The sequence below is a fragment of the Bacillus haikouensis genome (assembly GCF_013179555.1).
In the GTDB taxonomy this organism is placed as follows: Bacteria; Bacillota; Bacilli; order Bacillales; family Bacillaceae_B; genus Rossellomorea; species Rossellomorea haikouensis_A.
Window position 1 is genome coordinate 1 of record NZ_JABMCR010000354.1, and the last position, 3,572, is coordinate 3,572.

General features: G+C 41.0%; 3 protein-coding genes. 1 reads left to right on the top strand and 2 read right to left on the bottom strand.

Annotated elements, in window-relative coordinates; all coding sequences use genetic code 11:
* Positions 1 to 245: 245 nt before the first annotated feature.
* Positions 246 to 1,421, bottom strand: a complete 1,176-nt coding sequence (locus HP456_RS21320; protein WP_172254844.1) for an FtsW/RodA/SpoVE family cell cycle protein — start codon at positions 1,419 to 1,421, stop codon at positions 246 to 248.
* Positions 1,422 to 1,935: 514 nt separating this feature from the next.
* Here HP456_RS21320 and HP456_RS21325 point away from each other — a divergent pair.
* On the top strand, positions 1,936 to 2,709 hold the full coding sequence (locus HP456_RS21325) for a hypothetical protein (RefSeq protein WP_172254846.1): 774 nt from the start codon (positions 1,936 to 1,938) through the stop codon (positions 2,707 to 2,709).
* Between the two features lie 159 nt (positions 2,710 to 2,868).
* Here HP456_RS21325 and HP456_RS21330 read toward each other — a convergent pair whose 3' ends face one another.
* Positions 2,869 to 3,363: a BsuPI-related putative proteinase inhibitor gene (locus tag HP456_RS21330; RefSeq protein ID WP_172254848.1), complete on the bottom strand. Its 495-nt coding sequence runs from the start codon at positions 3,361 to 3,363 to the stop codon at positions 2,869 to 2,871.
* Positions 3,364 to 3,572: the final 209 nt, after the last annotated feature.

Below are 3,572 nucleotides of genomic sequence, written 5' to 3' on the forward strand. Positions count from 1 at the left end.
TGTTCTCGCGGTACCACTCTTTTTTCCCGAAGGCGCTCAAAGGTTAACGGTGCAAACCGGTCTTTCACTACTGGTTTCGGGAAAGACTTCTCAGAAGTGCGCTTCATTCCGGGTTTCACACCAGGCTTGCACCACCCCTGGTTCGCTAATGGATCCACGTCAGAATTACTTTCTTCATCATAGAATATTTTGTATATAGTTAGATATTATTTTACACAGTTTGGAGATAAATACAACATTAATTGCTATGAATCTTCAGAAGAGAACATATACGTTTTATGATGGAACCTCATACTGAATACAATACCCAGAGCCAGCATGTTCCCCATCAAGGAACTCCCCCCGTAACTGATGAAGGGAAGCGGGATACCTGTGATCGGCAATAATTGAATCGTCATACCGATGTTTTGGAAGACGTGGAATGTAATCATCGAGATGATCCCTGCACATACGTAGGCATTAAACTGTTCTTTCGTGTCCAGAGCCGTCTTGGTCAGATGATAGATTAACAGGAAGTAGAGACTGATGACCACACTTGCACCAATAAACCCGTATTCTTCACCAATGACACTGAAGATGAAGTCGGTATGGTTCTCGGGGATATATACTTCTCCGTCATTATAGCCCTTTCCAAAAATCTGACCGGATCCAATCGCATTCAAGGAATTGATCAAATGGAATCCTTCCAGCTTGGAATAGTTATACGGATCAAGCCATGCATATATCCGTCCGAATTGATAAGGCTTCACATTTAAATATTTTTCCAGTAATTCCGGAGCCCATATGACAAGGGAAATGACAATCCCGCCCAGGAATGTAATCGAAGCATAAATAGGGACGATGATTTTCCATGTTATCCCCGAGACAAGGATGATCCCTGTCATGATTGCAAGAATAACAAGAGATGTACCCAAGTCAGGCTGCTGCATGATGAATGCGAGCGGCAAAATAGTGGCTCCGCCGATTTTTAACAGCAGTTTGAAATCTGTTTCAATCGTCTTTCTAGGGTTCATTTCATGATGGATTGTAATGATCCTGGCAAGAACAAGGATCAAAAAAGTTTTCATGAATTCAGAAGGCTGTATCGATCCCAAAGGTCCGAGCATGAACCAGCTCTTCGCTCCATTCCGGTAGGGTGCGATGCTTTCGGGAGAAATGAGCAACACAAGGAGCAAGACTATACCAAGACCATAAAGATACCAGGAGAGCCGTTTATATTGCTCTGGGTCAAAGAATAGTGCTCCACCGATAATAATTCCTCCAACCACATACCAGAAGGCCTGGCGGATGACGAAATTTGTTTCGTATACACTGGAGGTCTGTGCGCTGCTTATACCAAGAGCACTGACGATAAAGAACATCATCAATAAAAACGCAAGTCCCCAGTCAAATTTATCAGCAAATCGCTGGCGAGTTTCCATAATCATTTCACCTGAATTTCGTAAGATTTCACATTCCTAGTCTAATAGAAACGAAGGAAAATTTCTACTGGCTGCCATTTACAACAGGCTTATTTTTCAACTATTTATAGTAATGGAAAAGATGAAATGACAGCAGACTGCAGGTAATGAAGAATTTGTCAGGGCATACAGCATCCCCTTTTCCATATATTACATGAATGCACTGGGAATCCAAAAAGAAAACTCCCGTGTTCAAATGTAACATTTCCTTTCCTATTTAGCTAGAAAGCTTAAGACTGAATGAAACGACACAAAAACCTCTTAAAAGAAGGCAGCGAGCCTTCTGTACTATCGGATCCGATGCGGTTTTTGCTTGTTCAATAAGCAGCGTATCCTGTCAAATGACTTTTTTCGACAGTTTCCTGCGACTTTTGTCATCATTTTGAAATGAAATAGAAAAGAACGATATCCATGTTTCTTTGCTAAAATAGAAACTAGTGGAAACGCATCGTGTAAATCAGATGGAGGGAATGTTTTGAAGTCAAACAAGCAAATCAAAGATATCATCTATGTTCATAAAAATACAGATCGGCAATATGTAGTTTCCTATGGAATTAACTTTCGGGAATTTGCATTACATACACCGCAGCCTCTAAAAAGCTTACTCTTGATCAAACATCAATATGAACATGGAGCATTTAACATTCATACTCATCTTGAATATGTTGAACAGGAAGAGATGGAGAAAATCACAAGTGATAATGTGGAGGGATACGGTGACTTCTGCTGGATCGATTTTGACGAAGAAGCAGGGGTCAATGAATTGAACGGACAGGAAATTGCAGAGCTTCTCTACATGGGGCATCTGAAGCAGCCGCTGAATGCACCGTTTTATTCGAAATTGAACAACCGATTCGCATACCTTTCCCATGATGATGGATGGTTTAATAAAATTTACTACCGTGACTTTGATGACTTTTATGAGATATTAGGTTCAACAGTGGCTTCGAAATTGGGGAGCGTCAAAGGCGGAAAAGGATTATTCGGCATGAAAAAGGAAAAACAGTTCCCAGTTGTCGGTTCTCAGATCATCACTTCTTTTAAAGAGAAGATCAAGGAAGGAATGATCATTTCGATAGAAAAAGCCATTGTGAGCAGAGGGAAGATCGAGATTCCAATCTGGGTCATTGGTGACTATTTCAACATGGATGAAATGATTGAAGATTATCAGCAATTCAGTAAATCACCTGCGAATGGTTTGCTCATCTTCGACCGTAAAACAAAGAACTGGACCTCATCGATCCGTTAGGCAGGCACAACCGGAAAAAATGATGAATAGAGTATAGGGATGAATCCGCTTATCCCTATTACTCAGTTCCTAAAAGGAAACAGAAGGATTAATCAGTGTACAGGACTTCATCAACATTCTAAGTTGGATGAACTCTTGTACAAGGATTAATCCTTTTGATTATGGAATGAGTATATCCTTCTCCACTTTGTACTCATCTTCTCCCTTAGCTGTCAGCCACACTGTCAACGTATATGAGCCGCTGTCAAGCTTTGGCAGAACCAGCTGCTGGGTAAATTCCTCCCCTTGTTTAAGCGGGATTTCCTGTATAGCCTGCGTATACATTTTGTTTTCGGATTCGCGGTACACCATTTTTCCATCCTTGTCCTTTACAGTGAAGTCTATCTTTTGACCGGATGAAAAGATGAGGGTTTTCTCTTTCTCCGTTTGATTTTTAATTTTGAATTCATAGACCAGTTGTCCATTCTTTGTTTCCTGCTCGATTAACTTAGGTTCCATGCTGCCTGCAACAATCCCTTTCTCTGTTTGATTTGTGTCAGTGGTGCCGCTGGTCTCTAGTCCAGCATCATCTTGTTGTGAGTTGTCGGAAGTTCCGCACCCGGTCAAGCCCCCGAGCACGATAGCGCCTGTCAATGCGATGATCAGTTTCAACATGTCCTATCACCTCTACTTTATTAGACTTAAAAGGTTCAGAAAAGTTTCAAGACTTTGTTCCTCATTATTAAATTGAGACCATTCACCCAGAGAAAATAAATAAGCGATATGGTTGGTTTTATCAAGAGTGGCCAGTACAATGGAAGAAGAACTCTAAAATAAGACTCGGGTAAAGAGGAGGGAAGGCGTTGAAGAAAAAAGATATCTTA